Origin of the sequence: Massilia terrae, assembly GCF_024753145.1 — a bacterium.
Lineage (GTDB): Bacteria > Pseudomonadota > Gammaproteobacteria > Burkholderiales > Burkholderiaceae_D > Telluria > Telluria terrae.
This window is the reverse complement of record NZ_JANUGU010000009.1, coordinates 188854-206536: the sequence shown is the minus strand read 5'-3', so window position 1 is coordinate 206536 and position 17683 is coordinate 188854. Positions and strand designations below refer to the sequence as shown.

General features: G+C 65.2%; 15 protein-coding genes. 6 read left to right on the top strand and 9 right to left on the bottom strand.

Features of this window, described 5'->3' with window-relative positions; translation table 11 throughout:
• Positions 1 to 226 precede the first annotated feature (226 nt).
• Positions 227 to 2590 (top strand): coiled-coil domain-containing protein, encoded by a 2364-nt coding sequence (locus NX778_RS21825; protein ID WP_258813908.1) that lies wholly within the window; start codon positions 227 to 229, stop codon positions 2588 to 2590.
• A 126-nt stretch (positions 2591 to 2716) separates the two neighbouring features.
• Here NX778_RS21825 and NX778_RS21820 read toward each other — a convergent pair whose 3' ends face one another.
• A complete protein-coding gene (locus tag NX778_RS21820; RefSeq protein WP_258813907.1) occupies positions 2717 to 4063 on the bottom strand; it encodes a BNR repeat-containing protein in 1347 nt (448 codons plus the stop codon).
• Between the two features lie 57 nt (positions 4064 to 4120).
• Between NX778_RS21820 and NX778_RS21815 the strand changes: the two genes are divergently transcribed.
• Complete coding sequence (locus NX778_RS21815) at positions 4121 to 5161, top strand: alpha/beta fold hydrolase (protein WP_258813906.1); 1041 nt, start codon at positions 4121 to 4123, stop codon at positions 5159 to 5161.
• Positions 5162 to 5288: 127 nt separating this feature from the next.
• Positions 5289 to 5705: a secondary thiamine-phosphate synthase enzyme YjbQ gene (locus NX778_RS21810; RefSeq protein WP_258813905.1), complete on the top strand. Its 417-nt coding sequence runs from the start codon at positions 5289 to 5291 to the stop codon at positions 5703 to 5705.
• A 114-nt stretch (positions 5706 to 5819) separates the two neighbouring features.
• On the opposite strand, the gene NX778_RS21805 is transcribed toward NX778_RS21810, so the two are convergent.
• From NX778_RS21805 to NX778_RS21790, 4 genes are all read right to left on the bottom strand, one after another.
• Positions 5820 to 7619: an alkaline phosphatase D family protein gene (locus NX778_RS21805; protein WP_258813904.1), complete on the bottom strand. Its 1800-nt coding sequence runs from the start codon at positions 7617 to 7619 to the stop codon at positions 5820 to 5822.
• Positions 7620 to 7784: 165 nt separating this feature from the next.
• Positions 7785 to 8222, bottom strand: a complete 438-nt coding sequence (locus NX778_RS21800; protein WP_441295323.1) for a DUF8785 domain-containing protein — start codon at positions 8220 to 8222, stop codon at positions 7785 to 7787.
• A 52-nt stretch (positions 8223 to 8274) separates the two neighbouring features.
• The gene (locus NX778_RS21795) at positions 8275 to 8850 is read right to left on the bottom strand and encodes a TerD family protein (protein WP_258813903.1); all 576 of its coding nucleotides are present in this window, start codon (positions 8848 to 8850) and stop codon (positions 8275 to 8277) included.
• 20 nt (positions 8851 to 8870) lie between these two features.
• Entirely contained in the window at positions 8871 to 9929 is a 1059-nt protein-coding gene (locus tag NX778_RS21790; protein ID WP_258813902.1) for a DUF475 domain-containing protein, read from the bottom strand.
• A gap of 126 nt (positions 9930 to 10055) precedes the next feature.
• Between NX778_RS21790 and NX778_RS21785 the strand changes: the two genes are divergently transcribed.
• From NX778_RS21785 to NX778_RS21775, 3 genes are all read left to right on the top strand, one after another.
• On the top strand, positions 10056 to 10472 hold the full coding sequence (locus NX778_RS21785) for a divergent PAP2 family protein (protein WP_258813901.1): 417 nt from the start codon (positions 10056 to 10058) through the stop codon (positions 10470 to 10472).
• Positions 10473 to 10841: 369 nt separating this feature from the next.
• Positions 10842 to 11984: an efflux RND transporter periplasmic adaptor subunit gene (locus NX778_RS21780; RefSeq protein WP_258813900.1), complete on the top strand. Its 1143-nt coding sequence runs from the start codon at positions 10842 to 10844 to the stop codon at positions 11982 to 11984.
• Between the two features lie 3 nt (positions 11985 to 11987).
• Positions 11988 to 15191: an efflux RND transporter permease subunit gene (locus NX778_RS21775; RefSeq protein ID WP_258813899.1), complete on the top strand. Its 3204-nt coding sequence runs from the start codon at positions 11988 to 11990 to the stop codon at positions 15189 to 15191.
• A gap of 132 nt (positions 15192 to 15323) precedes the next feature.
• On the opposite strand, the gene NX778_RS21770 is transcribed toward NX778_RS21775, so the two are convergent.
• The 4 genes from NX778_RS21770 to NX778_RS21755 all read right to left on the bottom strand — a co-directional run bounded on the left by NX778_RS21770 (position 15324) and on the right by NX778_RS21755 (position 17642).
• Positions 15324 to 15743, bottom strand: coding sequence for a hypothetical protein (locus NX778_RS21770; protein ID WP_258813898.1), 420 nt, complete (start codon positions 15741 to 15743; stop codon positions 15324 to 15326).
• A gap of 38 nt (positions 15744 to 15781) precedes the next feature.
• Positions 15782 to 16210, bottom strand: a complete 429-nt coding sequence (locus NX778_RS21765; protein WP_258813897.1) for a hypothetical protein — start codon at positions 16208 to 16210, stop codon at positions 15782 to 15784.
• 295 nt (positions 16211 to 16505) lie between these two features.
• Entirely contained in the window at positions 16506 to 16925 is a 420-nt protein-coding gene (locus NX778_RS21760) for a hypothetical protein (protein ID WP_258813896.1), read from the bottom strand.
• Positions 16926 to 17123: 198 nt separating this feature from the next.
• Positions 17124 to 17642, bottom strand: coding sequence for a hypothetical protein (locus NX778_RS21755; RefSeq protein WP_258813895.1), 519 nt, complete (start codon positions 17640 to 17642; stop codon positions 17124 to 17126).
• Positions 17643 to 17683: the final 41 nt, after the last annotated feature.

The window sequence follows — 17683 nt, the reverse complement described above, 5'->3', positions numbered from 1 at the left end:
GCTTGCTTGCCACATTCATTTCCGAACTAATCAGGAATCACTCCTCTGTCTTCACGTCATTATACGGATCGTTGATGGATGAGCCACCTTTGTAGTCTCCCTGATAACTCCGTTTGTCGAACAAGCGAATTGAGCCGTTTTTTCCTGCCTGCTCACCTTGCTGGATTGCGGCGCGACAACGGATAATCAGGGACAGCCCACCGGACCGCCAACGAGACCTCGCCTGATGCACCCCGACCCGATCCAGCAACAAGAAGCCGACCTGATTATCGATCTGGCGCCCTCCGCCGAGCCACTGGAGACGCACGAGTCGCGCGCGCCGCTGGCGATGGCTGACATCAAGCAGGCGATCGCCCGCGTCGAAGCCGAAGCGAAGGCCAACTGCGCCGCCGAGAGCCGCGCTGCGGCCGAATCGCAGGCGCGCGAGCTGGCCGAGCAGCGCGCCAGGATGGATGCGGAGGCAACCGCCGCGGCGCTGGCCATCGCGCAGGCGTCCGAGGCAGCGATCGAAGCGGATCGCGACCGCATCGACAGCCTGCGGGCAGCGGCCAAGGCGGCCGGCGAGCGGCTGGAAGCGGTGCGCGCCGAGACCGTCGAGCTGCGCGCGCGCGTCGCAACGGAAACACAGGTCAAGCTGGCAGCCGAAGCGCGCGCCCGCATGGAGGAAGAAGCACGCCGCCGGGCGGCAGGACAGATCGAGGCCGAAGCCGCGCTCGCGGCCCGCGCCGCGGAGGCGGCCGACGAGCTGCTGGTCCAGACCGAGCAGGCACGCCTGCAGGCGGCCGAGCGGGTCGCGGCGGTGCAAGCGGCCAAGGAAGAAGTGCTGCACAGCGCCAGCGCCGATGCGCGCGTGGCGATCCTGGCGCGCGAGCGCGAGCGCGCCGAGAAGGGCGCGCGCCAGACCGCCGAGAAGCTGGCCGAGGCCGAAGCCGAAGCGTTGGAGCTGACGCGCCAGCGCGAGCTGGCCGACCAGGTGGCGCTGGCGTCCGCCTTCGCGCGCGCCGCCGCCGAGGCACGGGCGCTCGAAGAAGCGCGCGCGCTGGCCCACATCGAACAAGAACGCGAGGCGACCGCCGCGGCGCAGGCAGAGTCCGAGCGGGTGGCGGCGCAATCGCTGCGCATGCGCCTGCAGACCGAAAAGGAACTGCGCGACGGCGCGCTGCACCGCGAACGCCTGGAGAAGACGGCGCTGGCGGCGGCCGAGGCGCGGCGCGAAGCCGAGGGCCGCATCCTGGCGGCGACCGAGGCGCGCATCGAAGCGGATCGCAAGCTGCGCGAAGTCGCATTCCAGCGCGCCCGCGCCGAAGACGAAGCGGCGATGCAGGTCGAGGCCAGGCTGGCCGCCGAGCAGGTCGCGGCGCAGCATGCGGCCGAGCGCGCGCAGGCCGACGACTTGGCGGCGCAGGCGGCGCGGCGCGAAGCGGAGGAACAACAGCGCCAGCAGGCGCTGGCCGGCGAGCGTGCCGCGCTGGCGCAGGCGGCGGCGGATGCGCGCGCGGCCGAGAACGACGCCGAGCAGCAGGCGCTGGCGGCGGTGGCGGCGCAGGTCGAACAGCAGCGCGAGGCGGCGCAGCAGGCGTCACGCCGCGCCGAGGAAGCCGAACGCCTGGCGCAGGCCGAGCGTGAGCGCGCGCTCATGGAAGCCGAGGCGCTGGCCGCGCTGCAGGACAAACTGGAAGCGGAGCGCGAACTGGCGGCGGCCGCGCAGACGCGCTCGCTGGCCGAGCAGGAAGAGGCCAGGCTGATGCATCAGCAGGCCGAGGCCGAGCGCCGTATCGAGGCAGCCAAGCAGGCTGCGATCGAAGCGGCGCGCGTCGAGGCGGCGCAGGCAGATGAGCGCGCGGCCCATGAGGAAGCGGCGACGGCGGCGCTCAAGGAGCAGGCGCAGCGTGCGACCGAGCTGGCGCAGGCGCAGGCCGAGCGCGCGGCGCTGGAACTGCGCAAGCTGGCGCAGATGGACGAGGCCATCGCGGCGGAGCGCGCGGCGGCGGACACGGAGCGCGAGGCGCTGGCGCTGGCTGAACTGAAGACGCGCGAAGCGCAGGCGGCGGCCGAGCAGGCAGCGCGTGAGGCTGCGGCACTGGCCGAGCAAACGGCGGTGGCGCAGCGTGAGCAGGCGGCGGCGGACGCGCGGGCGCGGCAGGCGGCGCAGGATACGCTCGCATCGGAGCAGGCGGCGGCGCGCGCAGCCGAAGCGCGCGCGCAGGCCGAGGAAGAGCAACTGGCGCTGGCGCGCGAGCGCGAGCTGGCCGAGCAGGTGTCGGCGCAAGCCGCGATCGAGAAGCGCGACGCGCAGCGCGCCTTGCTGGACCAGGCGCAGAAGCATGCGCACATGCAGCGCAAGGTCGCGAAGACCACGAACGCGATGGCCGAAGCCAAGCGCGAGCTGGCGGAGCTGGAGCATCGGCGCTACGACGAACAGTCGGCGGAGCTGGCCGCGACCAAGGAGGCGGTCGGCGAGCGCAAGGAAGAAGCGGAGCAGCGGCTGGCGTCGGAGGACCTGACGCGCGAAGTGATCGACCGCGTCAAGCAGCCATCGGCAGCGCAGGCGGCCAAGCGGCTGGCGGATGTGATTCCGCGGCGGACGTGATCATCGGGCGCCGTCCGAATCAGCCCTGCCATCTATCAAAGTTTGAACGTGGTTCCCGCCTGCGCGGGAACCACGTTCTCCTTATTGACCAGAGTTAGCTCTCTTCCGGTCAAATACAAACAGCGCCTAAAGGTCTGGCTTCCAGTCCAGCACCCTGACCGGCTGTGCCGGAACAACAGCATTCCCTTCGCCATCAAGCTGCACGGTATTCTGGACGAACAGGCTTAGCACGCCGGACTGCTTCCAAAGTTCGGTATCGTAGCTAGGTTCCCACGCCCCCACCGACCCGGCGGTCAAATCGGTCAAGGTCCAAGGACTGTTTCGCACATCCGTGAAGCTCGCCATCGACACCCGGCTGCCGCGTTCTTCGTCTCGAAAGACCAGCAGTCCGGAGGGCGTGGACGACGTGGCATTGACGAGCAGTTGTGGCCGCGCGATCGGGATGCGCTTGGTGCCGGCCCCGCTCAGCGAGAACGGTGTCCTGCGAAAATCGAGTGAGCGTACGCGCCAGCCGTTCTCCGTGCGGAACACGATGTGATACTGCGGTAACGGCGCGGTGCTGTCCCGCCAATACGTTGCGATGTAGGGGTTGCCTGTGCTGTCGGCGGATATCGAGGTCTGGTTGATCAGTTCGCTGTTTTGCGGGATCCGCGCCGCGTATTCGGCGGTAGCAGCGGTGATCGGCAGCGCATATTTCGTTCCGTCCGACGTCTCCCACGTGCGGCCGCCGTCGCGCGAACGGGCATAGGCCATGTCGTGGTTGCTCGCGACGTCTGGCGATTCGCGCCAGACCCACGAGATGTGCACCGTGCCCCGCTGATCAATGCATGCCTGCCAGTAGGCGTTGCGCTTGCCTTCACCGTCGATCAAGTTGTCATGCAGGCGTTCCCAGCGCTTGCTTGCAAGGTCATAGCGGTTGACGACCAGGTTTCCCCGGCCCGATTTGCCAGTGCGATAGAGGAAGAGCAGGCCGCCGCCAGGCTGGCGGTGGAATTCCGGATAGGTCACCGCATCTTCGTCGCGGCCTACCATCGGCCGCTGCGGGCCGAGCTCCAGCGAGCCCGCCCGGACGCTTTGCGCATAGTGCAGCTTGTTGTTGTGATGGTCCCAGGCGACATGCAGGTAGCCGGCGCCGTCGACCATCAGGCTGATGGCATCGTGCGCATCGCTGGCATTGCCCTGGTATTGGGTGCGGTGGATTTCCCAGCTTGAAGTGCCGAGCCTGCGCTTGCCGAGCACCACGTGGCGGTCGCCATCGTAATAGGCCACGTACTGCGTATCGTTGTCGGTGACCAGCGAGTTCTTGCGGAAAACAACCACGTTGACCGAGTTGTTGGCCCAGCCAGGACCGACCACGGATTCGGAAACGGAAGCGTTCACTTTGTCGGCGCACAGGCCGGATGTGGAGATCAGGCAAGCGACAAGCAGCATGAAGCAGGATGCACGCAGGCGAGGGGACGTCAGTGTTTTCATGGAGGAGTTTTCGCGCAGTAAGCTGAGCGATTCTACGCGAAGGATGGGCAAGGTTTCATGGCATACTGGCACGGTTTCGCTACCGCCGGGTCTTCCATGCCGCTCTTGTACGTACGCTTCTTCGCCGCAGCCGTCCTCGCGCTGCCTTTCCTCGCCAAAGCCGCCGACTGCATCGAGCCCCCGCCGGACCCGACCAACACTTACGACTTCCAGCACACCTACGACAAGAACATCAAGAAGTATCCGTTCATCCAGATCGCGAGTTCGGAGCTGCCGCCAGATGTCGTCAAGGTGGCCGACAAGACCTACATCCAGTACGGCACGCGCTGCCTGAGGCTGGACCTGTATTTGCCTTCATCGGCGCGCGCGGGTGAGCGCTTCCCGACGGTGATCATCGTCCACGGCGGCGGCTGGCGCTCGGGCTTCCGGTCCGAGTTCGTGCCGATGGCGATCCGGCTGGCGGAGCGCGGTTATGCGGCGGTCACCATCAGCTACCGCCTGTCCGGCGAGGCGCTGTATCCGGCCGCGATCCATGACGCCCGTGCCGCCGTGCGCTGGGTGCGTGGCCACGCGGACGAGTATCGCCTCGATCCGAATCGGTTCGCGCTGGCAGGCGGATCGGCCGGCGGCCAGATCGCCAGCCTCGCGGGGGTGACCGGGAACCTGGACCGCTTCGATCCGGGCGCGGCAAGCAGCAAGGTGTCGAGCGCGGTGCAGGCCATCGTCAACATCGACGGACTTTCCGATTTCACGTCGGAGGCGGCGCGCACCAACGAGGATGATCCGAAGAAGAGCCCGTCCGCCGCCGGCATGTGGTTCGGTGGGCGTTATGCCGAGAAGAGCGAGTTGTGGGCGGAGGCATCGCCGATCCGTTATGTGCACGCGGGGATGCCGCCGATCCTGTTTGTCGACAGCGCGCAGCCGCGCTTTGCGGTCGGGCGCGATGACATGATCGCCAGGATGAAGCAGGTTGGCGTGGACAGCGAGGTGGTGTTCATCAAGGACACGCCGCATTCCTTCTGGATGTTCGATCCGTGGCTGCAGCCGACGGTGGATGCGACCGTGAAGTTTTTGGATCGGGAGATGCCGAAGCGGTGATTGTGTGCGCGAACGGCTGCGCTATGCTTTGGTGGTCTGCTGGGGAAACGGGGTTCCCGCCGCGCGGGAAGTCGGGCTCGGCAGTGCCGGGCACGACGACAACTTTGTCCTGAGGCTGGGTTAGCAAATGGCACATCAAGAGATCCTTCACTTTTCGACGCGCGGCAGGGGCACGCAGAATATCAGCGATGAGGTCGCCAAGGTGGTGCGCGCGGCGGGTGTGCAGTGCGGGCTGGCACAGGTGTTCGTTCAGCACACCAGTTGCTCGCTGACCATCACCGAAAACGCGGACGCCGACGTGCGGCGCGATCTTGAAACCATCATGGCGCGCCTGGCGCCGGATGGGGATCCACACTACAGCCACGAGCTCGAAGGGCCGGATGATATGTCGGCGCATGCGCGCAGCGTGCTCACGGATACCGGGTTGACTGTGCCGATCGGCGGGGGAAGCTTGCTGCTTGGGACGTGGCAGGGGATTTATCTGTGGGAGCATCGTACGGCGCCGCAGCGGCGGTCGGTGGTGGTGACCGTGCTGGGCGCGTGAGGGCGCATCCCTTGCGTGCTCTGGCGTTTCGTGTTTCGACGGCTCGACGTGTCTATGGTTCCCCGCCTTCCCGCGCGGGGACGACGGTTCTTTTTTACTGAGCTGGGTCGATCTTCAATTGACGTTTTCCTCCACTGTCGGTGCGGTCGAGCCGTTGGCGAGCGTGATGCGCGTGCGGGTCGATAGCGGGTTGGCCGGTGCCGAGCCGTCGGAGTTCAGGGGCTTGACCTTGTTGAAGACGACGACGAGGTTGTCCGGCGTGACGGTGGCGACGGCGTACCCCTGGGCATCGTGGTCACCGAAGAGCAGGTCCGGGTTCTGGTTGCGCATCAGCCGGTCGAGCGCATCCGGAATCGCGGCCAAATCCGTGATGCGCGACTGCCCGATGCGGCCGAGCTGCTGCAGGATCTCGCGGTAGAACGAAGGGCTGCTGATCCCCGCTCCAACGAAGTCGACCATGACAGCGGTGCCGAGCGCGGGATCGGGATCGTTGCGCACCACGCCGCACTGGAAGGCGTGCAGGTCGCCGCTGAGCGACACCACGTTGTGGATGGCTTGCGCCTTCAGGTAGTTCATCAGGTCGGCCCGCGCGCTCGGGTAGCCGTCCCACACGTCGGCGTTCAGCACGAACAGCTTGTCCCACTGCGAGATGCCGATGCGGCTCAGGTCCAGCCACATGCGGTTGAGCGGCACTTCGTTCCCCCACACCCGCCAGCGCGCGGTCGATGCGCGCATGGTGTTCTTCCACCAGGTGGTCTGTGTCTGGCCAAGGATCGACGGCGGGTGTCCGAGGGCGATGGTGTCGGCTTCTTCCGCGGCGAGCAGCACGTCGCGCGGGACGAAGGCGCGCGAGCCGATGAAGTCGTCGCCGTTCACCGGATCGTGGCCCAGGGAGCGGGCGACGTCCGCTTCCGACACCACGTGGTCGTCGCGGTAGAGCCGTTCGTCTGTCATCACGAGATGCAGCAGCGAGCCGAAATGGAAGTCGCGGTAGATGCGGATGTTGTCGTAGGCCGGGTTGTTGCGGTCGAACGACACGTCGCCCAGGTCGACCGGCATGTATTCGGCCCAGGCCTGGTTGGCGTTGCGGCGGCGCGCGGTTTCACGCAAGTCGGCATTGGTGTAGGTCTGGTGGTCCTGCCAGCAGTCGTCGGAGAATTCGTGGTCGTCCCACATGGCGATCATGGGGAAGAGGCGGTGCACTTCCTGCAGGCGGGTGTCGCCGCGATAGGTGCGATAGAGCGTGCGGTAGTCTTCCACGCTGGTGGCGTGGATGCCGGGCGAGCTGCCGCCGGTGGGCGCGCCGTTGGGCAGGGTGATGTAGGTGTGTGTGGGCTCGGCCTGGCCTTGCTTGAAGCTGGTGTCGACCAGCTCATAGACGTAGTCGCCGACGTGGACCACGAAGTCCAGCGATTCCCGCGCGAGCAGGCTGAACGCGCCCCAATGGTTGAAGCTCCAGTCCTGGCACGAGATCCACGCGAAGCGCAGCGACTGCGGCGCGCTGGATGCGGCCGGCGCCGTGCGCGCCATGCCGATGGGGCTGACGTCCTTGCCGGCGACGAAGCGGTAATAGTACTGGGTGCCCGGCAGCAGGTTGATGACCTTGGCGCGCACCGTGAAGTCGTACGCGGCCAGTGCGGACAGGCTGACCGTGGCCACGGGGCGGGAGAAATCCTGGCCCAGCGCCACTTCCAGCCGCAGCGCCCCGCCGCTTGGATAACGGGTCCAGAACACGACGCTGGCGTCCTTGGGATCGCCGCTGGCCACGCCTTGCGGAAAGGCCGCGTTGGTGGGCGGGACGTTGCCGCCGCCGCCCGTGTCGTCCTGTGCGCCGGCGTGGCAGCCGGCCAGGCCGGCGGTGGCGCTGGCCACGGTGTAGAACATTGCGCTGCGGATGAAGCCGCGTCGGTCCATGTGAACCTCCCTGAACGCTTGAGTTAACTCAGCGTAGGGGAGGTGGGAACGGGGCGCTTGATCCTGCTCAGGCGTGCGCTGAGGGTTGAGTTGAACTCAGCGGGTGGGCGGGAGAAATGGGGTTCCCGCGTGCGCGGGAACGACGATGGCTGATGAGTTTTGCCTTCACATCGGCGTCACCGGCCCCTGGCCGCCGACGTGCACCTTGTCGACGAAGTACTCGGTCTCGCCGAAGCAGCTGGTGGGCAAGCCCTTGTGCTGCGAGTAGGTCAGCTGCACGCGCTGGCCCATGGCCTGCTGCAGCTGGGTGACCACGGCCGGGTCGCGCACCGTGAAGGCGAAGCGCTCGGGAATCGCGCCCGGCATGCTCGACAGCAGGATCTCGCCTTCCCAGGTCTTGCACAGCCAGCCCTTGTGCGACAGCTTCTGCAGGTAGCCGGCGCGTTCGCCTTCCGAATACGACCAGCTCAGCGCGAACCAGATGTAGAGCGCGAACAGCACGGCGCAGGCAATGAGCAGGGACAGGACGATCGCAAGGGCGCGCTTGGGCAGGGTCATCGGCATGGTCGAGGGCGTGCTGGGTTGAACGGTGAGTTGCCGCACGTAAAAGTTGCGGCGCGATCATTCTGCCATGCCCGCGCCGATTGTCAAAATGTCAGGCGTCGACCCCGTAGGAACGGGCCAGTGGCGACAGCCCGCCGCGGTAGCCCTGGCCCACCGCGCGGAAGCGCCAGTCGCCATTGGCACGCACCAGTTCGCCAAAGACGAGCGAGGTTTCGCTGGAGTAGTCTTCGCTGAGGTCGAAGCGCGCGATCTCGCGGTCGCTGTCGGCATCCACGCAGCGGATGAAGGCATGGCTGACCATGCCGAAATCCTGGTGGCGCGCCTCGGCGTCGCGGATCGTGACCGCCACCGCGATGCGCTGGATGTCGGGCGGCACGTGGGCGAGGTCGACCTCGAGCTGTTCCTCGTCGGTGGTGTTGGGGCTGGTCAGCTTGTCGCCGGCATGCTCGACCGAGCCATCCTCCGAGCGCAGGTTGTTGTAGAAAACGAAGTCGTCGTCGCTCTTGACCTTGCCGTCGGCGCGCAGCAGGAAGGCGCTGCTGTCGAGGTCGCACACCGTACCGTTGGGCGGTTCCGGTGCCCAGCCGAGGCCGATGATCACCCGCTGCACGCCGGGCGCTTCCTGCGAGAGGCTGACGTTGCCGCCTTTTTGCAGATGGATAGCCATGATGTCCCTTTCTTTATGTGCTAGGCCGGTTCCGTGGCGTCGCGCCCGGACTCGCGCGCCAGGCGCTGCCGGTAGCGCACCGACGACCACAGCGAAACCAGGATGAATGCGACCCCGGACAGGCCGGTGAACCACTCCGGAATATCGTACTCCACACTGAGGAACATGATCAGCGCGAGGATGCCGATGGCGTAATGGGCGCCATGTTCGAGGAACACGAATTCGTCGAGCGTGCCGCGCTGGACCAGGAACACGGTGAGGGAGCGCACGAACATGGCGCCGATGGCCAGCCCCAGCATGATCACGACGATGTCCTGCGAAATGGCGAAGGCGCCGATCACGCCGTCGAAGCTGAACGAGGCGTCCAGCACCTCCAGGTAGAGGAAGCCGCCGATGCTGCCGCGCGCGATCATCTTGCCGATGCCGGGATCGTGCTCTTCCTCCTCCAGCAGGCCGCTGAGCCAGTCGACGCCGACATAGGCGCCGACCCCGACCACGCCGGCGACCAGCACCGGCAGCTGCTGCGGCGCGGGCATCATGCTCATGGCGGCGCCGGCGGCCAGCAGGGTCAGCAGCACGGCCAGCCCCGCGGTGCCGTATTTGTTGGCCTGTTCCTCGGCGCGGCCGAGCCAGTGCAGGATCTTGTCGTCGTCGAACAGGAAATTGAGGAACACCAGCAGCAGGAAGGCGCCGCCGAACACCGCCACCTCGGCATGGCGCGCGGCCAGGTGGCGCGCGTACTGGTCCGGGTGGGACAGGGCCATTTGCCATACGTCCACCAGGCCCAGCCCGGTTGCGACCGCGACTATGGCCAGGGGGAACAGGAGCCGCATGCCGAACACGGCCACGACGATGCCGGCCGTCAGGAACAGGCGCTGCCAGAGCGGGTTCCAGCCGCGCAGCACGGTGGCGTTGACGACCGCGTTGTCGAAGGACAGCGAAACTTCCAGCACGCCCAGCACGGCCGCGATCCACAGCGCCTGCAGCAACCCGGCCGGGCCGCCGCGGGCGTAGCCCCACCAGCCGGCCAGGGCCAGCAAAACGATAGTAAAAATGAAAGACAACTTGAAATGCCGCATTGCTTCCCCTTGCATCTGCGCCAGAAGGAATATTACTGTCTCCCATCTGCGAATGGCGCGAGGAAGGTCGCCGCAGTGCCGTGCATCTGAGATAATGCCGCGCGCCAATCACTTTCTGGAAAAGACATGACTCTTGCTTACCTGGTTACCCCGTTCCTGACCTGGCTCGTGGTCGGCCCGATCAAATTCCTGATCAATAGCGCGCGCCAGCGGCGCTGGGCCTTCAACCTGGTCGGCAACGGCGGCTTTCCAAGCAACCACAGCTCGGTGGTCACCAGCATGGCGACCCTGATCGCGCTGCGTGAGGGCATCGGGCACCCGGCCTTCGGGGTGGCGGTCACGCTGGCCTTCATCGTGATGATCGACGCCAACAGCCTGCGCCAGCATGTCGGCCGCCAAGCCGCCGCCATCAACCGCCTGGCCGGCGGCGACAGCCGCCACACCTTGCTGCGTGAACGGATGGGACACACCCTGGTCGAAATCACCGGCGGGATCTGCACCGGTATCGCGATGGGCTTCATCGTCAACGCATTGTTCCGCTAAGAACTCGGTTCTCAGTGCGCACGTCGTTCCCGCGAACGCGGGAGCCCCATTTCCGATGCACTGTGCAAACATCAAGCCTGGTGTCCGGCCCGCGAAATGGGATTCCTGCGTCCGTGGGAATGACGGTAGTTTCCTGATGCGGGCCGAATGTCCGCAAGCGGACGGTCGGCGGACAATCCGGACAGTTTTTCGATGCATTCCAGCCCACCTGAAATGCATTTCGTCGCACCATACCGCAGTTCATCCCACCATTTCCGCAACACGCGGGAACATTCGTTGACGCTTGTGGCAGCCTCTAGGATACTGCGCGCTGACCGTATTTATGCGCGTTCCAAGAATTAAATAAAAGTCCACTCTCGGAGATTGACAATGTTGCGGAAAACTATACTCGTCCTTGCCCTGGCCACGGCGCTCGGCGCCTGCTCCAAAGGAGGACCGGGTCCGGCGAAGGCGGACGGCCAAAAGGACAGCAAGCCGGTCTCGCTGCTGGTATCCCAGGAAGACTTGCTGACGATCCAGAGCAACGCCATGGTGTCGGGCCCGGCCATCACCGGTTCGATCCTCCCGGAACGCCGCGCCGACCTGCGCGCCGAGGTGTCGGCCATCGTCTTGCAAGTGCTTAAGGAAAATGGTGAGCCGGTGCACAAGGGCGACGTCCTGGTCAAGCTGGACGAGACCTCGATCCGCGACAGCCTGCTGTCCGCCCAGGAAGCGGTGCGCGCCTCGAGCCAGGCGCTGGACCAGTCGAGCCGCGCGCTGGAGCGCCTGAAAACCCTGCGCGCCTCCGGCATGACGTCGCAGCAGGCGCTGGACGATGCCGAAGTGCGCCGCAACAATGCCCAGAGCGACCTGTCGGCCGCCCGCGCCCGCGAAGTGTCAGCCCGCCAGATGTTGGGCCGCACCGTGGTGCGCGCGCCGTTCGACGGCATCGTGTCCGACCGCAAGGTGTCGAACGGCGACACCGCCGCGATCGGCAAGGAACTGCTGAAAGTGATCGACCCGACCAGCATGCGCTTCGAAGGCCAGGTCTCGGCCGACCGCATCAGCCAGGTGAAAGTGGGCCAGCCGGTGGCGTTCCGCATCAACGGCTATGGCGACCAGGCCTTCAACGGCATCGTCAAGCGCGTCGATCCGAGCGCCAACGACGTCACGCGCCAGGTCCAGGTGCTGGTCAATTTCACCGGCGAAAGCGCGAAGCCGCGCGTGTCCGGCCTGTACGCCGAAGGCCGCATCGATTCCGAAACCACCGCCGCCCTGATGCTGCAGGAAAGCGCCATGGTCCGCTCCGGCGACAAGACCTATGCCTGGCGCCTGGACGGCAAGAAGCTGGCCAAGGCCGACCTGACCGTCGGCGCGCGCGACCAGCGCACCGGCAAGTACGAGATCCGCGGCGGCCTGAAGGCAGGCGACGCCGTGCTGCGCAATCCCAATTCCAGCCTGAAGGATGGCCAGACGGTGGAACTGGCCGCACCGAAAGTGGCCAGCGCGACCCCGCCGGTGCAGGGGAAATAAACCATGTTCCTGTCTAATTTCAGTGTCAAGAAGCCGATCGCCACGATCGTGCTGATCCTGGGCATGGTCGCGCTCGGACTGATTTCCCTGTCCAAGCTGCGCGTGAACCAGAATCCGGACGTGGAAGTCCCGTTCATCATCGTCAACGTGCCGTATCCGGGCGCCTCGCCCGAGACGGTCGAGCGCGAAGTCATCAACCGCCTGGAAAAATCGATGCAGTCGATCCCCGGCGTGACCGAAGTGAACTCCAGCGCCGACGAAGGCATGGCGTCGATCTTCATGCAGTTCGACTTCAAGCGCAACCTGATCGAAGCCTCGGACGACATCCGCAACGCGATCGCCTCGGTGCGCTACAAGCTGCCGGTGGAGATGCGCGAGCCGATCCTGCGCCGCATCGACCCGTCGGCCCAGCCGATCATGCAGCTGGCGCTGTCCTCGTCTTCGCAGTCGTTCGCGGAAATCTCGCGCCTGGCCGAAGACAAGCTGGCCGACCGCTTCCGCGGCATCGACGGCGTGTCCACCGTGAACGTCAATGGCTCGCTGAAACGCGAACTGTCGGTGCTGCTGCACGCCGAGCGCCTGCGCGAATACAACGTGTCGGTCGGCGAAGTGGTGCTGGCGCTGCAAAAGCAGAACACCAACGCCCCGGTCGGCAAGATCCGCGGTACGCTGGATGAAAAGAGCATCCGCCTGGTCGGCCGCATCGAGCATCCGGAAGACTTCAACCAGGTCATCGTCAAGCGCAACGGCGGCACCATCGTGCGCCTGAACCAGGTGGCCGACGTGCAGGACGGTTTCGCCGAAATCAACGGCTTCTCCATCCGCAGCGGCAAGAGCAACGTCGGTATCCAGATCGCCCGTTCGCGCGACGCGTCCACCGTGGGCGTGGCGAACGGCGTGCGCAAGATGGTCGACGACATCCAGAAGGAACTGCCGTCCGGCACCAAGCTGGAAGTCGTGCGCGACGGCGGCAAGGATTCGCAGCGCAACCTGAACAACGTGATCGAGTCGCTGATCTTCGGCGCCGTGCTCACCGTGTTCGTCGTGTATGCCTTCCTCAACTCCTGGCGCTCGACCCTGATCACCGCGCTGTCGCTGCCGACTTCGGTGATGGCGGCCTTCATCGCGGTGTGGCTGTGCGGCTTCACGCTGAACTTCATGACCCTGCTCGGGCTGTCGCTGGCGATCGGCGTGCTGATCGACGATGCGATCGTGGTGCGGGAAAACATCGTGCGCCACATGGAGAACGGCGAGGACCGCCGCACCGCGGCCCTCAACGGCACAGCCGAGATCGGCATGGCCGTGGCCTCGACCACCTTCTCGATCATGGCCGTGTTCATCCCGGTGGCCTTCATGCCGGGCGTGGCCGGCGAATGGTTCCGTCCGTTCGCGCTGACCGTGACCTGCTCGGTGGCGGTGTCGCTGTTCATCTCGTTCACGCTGGACCCGATGCTGTCGGCGTTCTGGGGCGACCCGCCGGGTTATCACCATGCGCCGAAAACCGGCCTGTCGAAAGCGCTGCAACGCTTTAACGAGTGGTTCGACCACCAGGCCGACCGCTATGGCCGCGTGATCGCCTGGGCGCTGCACCACCGCCGCTGGATGACCGCGATCGCGGTGGCCAGCTTCGTCGGCGCGATCGCGCTGCATGCCAAGTTCGGCGGCTCGGCCTTCCTGCCGAAGACCGACAACGGCAACCTGGCGATCGACGTGCGCACCCCGGCTTCGTCGTCCGTCGAGTACGCGAAGATGAAGATGGAAGAAGCAGCCGCGCTGGCGCGCTCGCTGCCGGAGACCAAGGACACCAATAGCTACATCAACCCGGCCGGCGGCCGCATCTACGTCGACATCGGCAAGCGCAACGAGCGCAAGAAGAGCGCGGCGGAAGTCGCGGTCGACCTGCGCGCGAAGGTCAAGCGCCTGGTCGGCGCCGAGTATGTGGTGCAGGACGACCTGAACAACGGCGGCGGCAAGCCGGTGCAGATCGAATTCACCGGCCCGGATTCGCGCAAGCTGATGGAGCTGACCACGGCCTACATGGAGAAACTGCGCCAGGTGCCGGGCGCGGTCGACGTCGGCCTGTCGCAGCAGGATCCGAAGGACGAGCTGCAGATCGAGCTGAACCGCGGCCTGGCGAACTCGATGGGCATCGCGGTGGGCGACGCCGCCCAGGCGATGCGCGTGGCCTTCGCCGGCATCGAGGCGGGCGACTGGGTCGACCCGACCGGCGAGACCCGTGACGTCGCGGTGCGCCTGCATCCGGACGACCGCGTCAACCAGGAGAACATCGAGCACCTGCCGATCCCGGTGGCGGGCACCAACACCATGGTCCCGCTGGACCAGATCGCCAAGATCACGATGGGCAAGGGCCCGTCCGGCATCGAGCACAAGAACGGCAAGCGCATCATCACGGTGTCGGCCAATGCGCAGGGCCGCTCGAACGGCGAAGTGACGGCCGACGCCATGAAGCTGGCCAAGCAGATGGACTTCCCGCCGGGCTATGGCCTGTCGCTGGGCGGCGCCGGCAAGGACCAGGCCGAGCTGTTCACCGAGATGGTGATCGCCCTGGTGTCGGGCATCGGCCTGATGTACCTGATCCTGGTGATGCAGTTCGGCTCGTTCACGGCGCCGCTGGCGGTGATGATGTCGCTGCCGCTGTCGCTGATCGGCGTGGTGGTGGCGCTGCTGCTGACCGGCGGCTCGATCAACCTGATGAGCCTGATCGGCATCATCATGCTGATGGGCCTGGTGGCGAAGAACGCGATCCTGCTGCTGGACGCGACCCGTTCGCGTGAAGCGCAGGGCATCGACCGCGAAGAAGCGCTGATGGCGGCGGGCCGGGCGCGCCTGCGTCCGATCCTGATGACCACGTTCGCGCTGATCGCCGGCATGCTGCCGGTGGCGATGGCCTACGGCGAATCCGGCCAGTTCTACCAGCCGCTCGCGATCGCCATCATCGGCGGCACGATCACCTCGACCATGCTGACCCTGCTGGTGGTGCCGACCTTCTACGACAGCATCGAACTGGCGCGCGACCGCATGTTCGCCAAGTTCAACCGCCGCGCCGCCCGCTACCATGCGCTGCCGGCCTTCGTGATGACCTTCATCGAGGCGATCCTGACGCTGGTCTTCGTGCGCCTGGTGTTCCGCATGCTGGTGAAGGCAGGCCGCCTGGCCACCGGCCGCCGCACGGCGCAAGCGGCGTAAGCTTCGCACCTGCGACAATAAAAACGCCAGCCTGCGGGCTGGCGTTTTGTTTTTTGCTGCGTGCTTCCAGTCTCGGCTCGCTTTATAAAGAACGTCGTTCCCGCGAAGGCGGGAATGACGTTTGTGGTTCGATCAGCGCGAAGCCAAAGTGCTATCGGTGCTGACCGTAATCCTCGCCGCCACATCCGACCGAGGCACATAGCTCATGGTCATATCTTCGCCATACGGCCCCAGCTTGAACTGCATCTCCACATTGCCGTCCCTGGTGCGGAACTTGGTGTCGGAGATTGCGGCCAGCTTCAGCGGCGGCTCGTTATCGATGCGCGCAATGATGCCGGTGCGCGTCGGTTCCACTTTCAGGCCCCATCCATTGGACAAGGCGTAGATGCCTTTGACAGGATCTCGCTCCAAGGAATAGTTGAGCGGACGGCTGGCTGTCACTTCCACTGTCGACATCGACGAATCATCGGACCGAAGTGGATAATCCCGCGACTGGGCGCCGGCATAGGCCGACACCAGCAGCAGGGGAACTGCGATGAATAAACGACGCATGATGTCTCCCTTGATTCTTCCTTGTTATTGGCGCGGTGTTAGCGGGAAGCCAGGCTTCCTTTGGTGCCGACCGTGAGCAGCGCGGCCACGTTCGATGTCGGCACATAGCTCATCGTCATGTCTTCGCCGATCGTGCCTTGGTTGAATTCCATTGCGACGTTGCCGTCACGGGTAACGAATTTATCTTCGGATAACGCGATCAGGCTCATCGGGCGCTGCTGGTCGATCTGGGCGATGATCCCTTTGTACGAAGATTGGACGCGCAGATGCCAGCCGTTGGTCAGCGCATAGTCGCCTTTGATCGCTTCGGTCTGCTGTTCGGTGACCGGGAAAGGATGCAGGGTGGGCCGCACCTGCACGGTCGATATCACTGTGTCGCCAGTGAGCGGATAGTCGTGCGACTGGGCGCCGGCAAGCGGCGAGACCAGTAGCAAGGACAGGGGGATTGCTGTGAATAAGATACGCATGATTGTCTCCAGGACTGGGTGGGCGTACGTGACGCGCATGGTGCTGCCATCCGTGCCATACCAAGCCTTCCGGTGGCGGAGTTGGCCATTCCAGAAGCCGTTATTTAGTCTAGGGCGGGCTGAGGCTGTTACAAGAAAATAGGAACGGGCATCACGAAACCGTCTCAATCCGCAGGAAGGCAGATCGATCGGAAATGACTCACGGTTTTGCGGCCGCCGTGGATTTTCGAATCGGTTTGTAGGAATGGAAAACGCCAACCTTTACGGGCTGGCGTATGCATGTTTGGCGGGCGTTTCAGCGGGACGCGAGGGTGGTGCTGCTGACCGTGATCCAGGCGACGACGCGGGAACTCGGCACATAGCTCATGGTCATATCCTGGCCATAGCTGGCCGGGTCGAACTGCATCTGCACGTTGCCGTCAGCGCTCGTGTAGTGGTTTTCGGTCAGCGCGATCAGGCGCATCGGCGCCTGGCTGTCGATCTGGGCAATGAGGCCCCGTGCGACCGGCCGTACGTGCAGCGACCAGCCGTTGGCCAGCTCATACGTACCTTTGAGGTCGTCGTCGCGCTGGACGGCGGCGTGGGGACGGTCGGCCGTGACGTGCACGGTCGAGACGTCGTTATGTTCGATCAGTGGATAGTCCTGCGACTGGGCGCCGGCGTGGGGCGACACCAGCAGCAGGGCTGCGGGAATGGCTAGTAACAAGCGACGCATGATTCTCTCCAGGTTGAGTTCGGCGTTATCGGCACACAGATGGCGTCAGTAAAACCAGTCTAGGGCGGCCTCAGGCGCTTACAAGCGGCCTGCGCCGCGCATCACGAAACGGTCTCAATCGAGGAGGAGGAAGATCGGGCCGAAATGACTCAGTTTTTGGAGGGCGGGGCGGTTTTTTGAATCAGTTTTTTTGCGCGCTCATCGGCTGCACGCCGCCTGGATAAAGGCGGTGCTGGACAGGACTTGTCCGTTCTTGAAGAACTGCCCGTTCGGATGCCTGCGCGAGAAGACGATTTTCGTTTCGCCTTCCGGCATATCTTCCAGCGTGCACGCCGCGATGATCTGGACGGGGTGATTGGGAGTGCTCGTGTTGGCGACCGCGATCACCGGCGATGGCGGAGCGTAGCCGCCATTTGACGAGTTCGTCAGGACAAGCGAGTAGCGCTGGCCCCCGGCCTTGCATTCGATCTTGCGGGGAAGAGGTTTGTCGGGAACATTCAGGTCGTTCTCGTGTCGCCAGGTCGACAGCTTGTCGACGTCGATGACGTTCGCCTGTGACAGCCGCGCCTTGCCCTCTTCGTTGTATTCCGAATAGTCGATCACCGCCAGCGCATCGCGCGAGCACTCGACCTTGATGCCTCGGTAGGGCCAGTCGGCCAGCGCATGGCTGCTGGCGCTCGCCCCCAGCACGACGATGGCGAAACGCAGTGTCTTCATTGGATGTTTGGAGTAAGTCGAACGATGTGGCTCGGCGCTGC

Excerpts from the sequence above, each read along its gene's own strand:
- NX778_RS21825 (WP_258813908.1), top strand. The coding sequence starts at position 227 with ATGCACCCCGACCCGATCCAGCAACAAGAAGCCGACCTGATTATCGAT.
- NX778_RS21820 (WP_258813907.1), bottom strand. The coding sequence starts at position 4,063 with ATGAAAACACTGACGTCCCCTCGCCTGCGTGCATCCTGCTTCATGCTG.
- NX778_RS21815 (WP_258813906.1), top strand. The coding sequence starts at position 4,121 with ATGGCATACTGGCACGGTTTCGCTACCGCCGGGTCTTCCATGCCGCTC.
- NX778_RS21810 (WP_258813905.1), top strand. The coding sequence starts at position 5,289 with ATGGCACATCAAGAGATCCTTCACTTTTCGACGCGCGGCAGGGGCACG.
- NX778_RS21805 (WP_258813904.1), bottom strand. The coding sequence starts at position 7,619 with ATGGACCGACGCGGCTTCATCCGCAGCGCAATGTTCTACACCGTGGCC.
- NX778_RS21795 (WP_258813903.1), bottom strand. The coding sequence starts at position 8,850 with ATGGCTATCCATCTGCAAAAAGGCGGCAACGTCAGCCTCTCGCAGGAA.
- NX778_RS21790 (WP_258813902.1), bottom strand. The coding sequence starts at position 9,929 with ATGCGGCATTTCAAGTTGTCTTTCATTTTTACTATCGTTTTGCTGGCC.
- NX778_RS21785 (WP_258813901.1), top strand. The coding sequence starts at position 10,056 with ATGACTCTTGCTTACCTGGTTACCCCGTTCCTGACCTGGCTCGTGGTC.
- NX778_RS21780 (WP_258813900.1), top strand. The coding sequence starts at position 10,842 with ATGTTGCGGAAAACTATACTCGTCCTTGCCCTGGCCACGGCGCTCGGC.
- NX778_RS21775 (WP_258813899.1), top strand. The coding sequence starts at position 11,988 with ATGTTCCTGTCTAATTTCAGTGTCAAGAAGCCGATCGCCACGATCGTG.
- NX778_RS21770 (WP_258813898.1), bottom strand. The coding sequence starts at position 15,743 with ATGCGTCGTTTATTCATCGCAGTTCCCCTGCTGCTGGTGTCGGCCTAT.
- NX778_RS21765 (WP_258813897.1), bottom strand. The coding sequence starts at position 16,210 with ATGCGTATCTTATTCACAGCAATCCCCCTGTCCTTGCTACTGGTCTCG.
- NX778_RS21760 (WP_258813896.1), bottom strand. The coding sequence starts at position 16,925 with ATGCGTCGCTTGTTACTAGCCATTCCCGCAGCCCTGCTGCTGGTGTCG.
- NX778_RS21755 (WP_258813895.1), bottom strand. The coding sequence starts at position 17,642 with ATGAAGACACTGCGTTTCGCCATCGTCGTGCTGGGGGCGAGCGCCAGC.